The sequence below is a fragment of the Chryseobacterium sp. RU33C genome, from assembly GCF_900156015.1.
Classification (GTDB): Bacteria; Bacteroidota; Bacteroidia; order Flavobacteriales; family Weeksellaceae; genus Chryseobacterium; species Chryseobacterium candidae.
On record NZ_FTMT01000053.1, the window covers coordinates 1 to 1,183 of the forward strand.

The following is a 1,183-nucleotide window of genomic DNA, read 5'->3' on the forward strand; positions in this document are numbered from 1 at the left end:
TGTCTCGTCCTGAAAAAGGTTGACTAAAAAACCATAAAATTAGTCACCCTTATGAATCTAAAAAAAACATCGTCCCCTGTCCAAGAATACAGTGAGGCATTCAAACGACAAGTTGTCTCTGAATATGAACGGGGATTATATACAAAATCCCAATTGCAAACTCGATACAATATTCGGGGTAATTCATGCATTTCTAGTTGGTTAATAAAATATGGTAACTTTACTTATGAAAAACAATTAAGTAAAGGCAGACCTATGAAAGATCCACAGAAACAAAAGATTAAAGAGCTTGAAGCTGCTTTATCCAAAAAGGAAGAAGAGCTCAAAGTGTTTAAGAAATTTATAGAAATCGCAGAGCGTGAGTTGAAGATTGAAATTGTAAAAAAGTCTGGTTCCAATCAATCCAGGAAATAAGGCCGTATACAAATCTTTCACTGGAAGATATCTGCCGATTGTTTGGATACAGTAAACAAGCTTATTATAAAAGGAAGAAACAGCCTGATTCTATCAATAATCAAAAAAGGATTATAGAACTGGTATTATCAATTCGTAAAAAGATGCCTAAAATAGGGACTCGAAAACTTTATGTACTACTTAAAAATGATTTTTCAAAAGAGAATCTTCATATAGGAAGAGATCGGCTGTTTCAACTTTTAAGATCGAATTATCTTTTAATTCCCAGAAGACACAGTTATTTTAAAACAACCAATTCCAGACATTGGATGAAGAAATACCCGAATATTATTAAAGAAAAGGAGTTGAAATGTTCAGAAAAAGTTTGGGTTGCAGATATTACCTATCTGAAGACTAAAGAGAAAAATTATTATCTTCATTTGATTACCGATGCCTATTCAAAGAAAATTGTAGGATATGAACTAAGTGATAATTTACAGACTGCCTCCACATTGAAAGCATTAAAACAAGCCATAAAGAACAGGGTGTATAAACATTCTTTAATTCATCATTCAGACAGAGGATTGCAGTATTGTAGTAAAGAATATACTGAAACGTTAAGGAAAAGTGATATTCTTATCAGTATGACCGAGAACTCGGATCCTTATGAGAATGCTGTAGCAGAGAGGGTAAACGGCATTCTGAAATATGAGTTTGGATTGATTGATACTTTTGAAAACTTTAAGAATCTCTCACAGCAGCTTGACCAATCAATTTATTATTATAATAA

Annotated in this window: 1 protein-coding gene; it reads left to right on the forward strand. The window is 32.5% G+C overall.

Annotated elements, in window-relative coordinates; genetic code table 11:
- Positions 1–51 precede the first annotated feature (51 nt).
- Positions 52–1,183, forward strand: a protein-coding gene (locus BW946_RS21005; protein ID WP_139326065.1) for an IS3 family transposase whose coding sequence is annotated in 2 segments (ribosomal slippage) — positions 52–379 and positions 379–1,183 — 1,133 coding nt annotated over the 2 segments. Because the reading frame shifts where the segments join, the coding sequence is not laid out codon by codon here. This gene is flagged as partial in the annotation.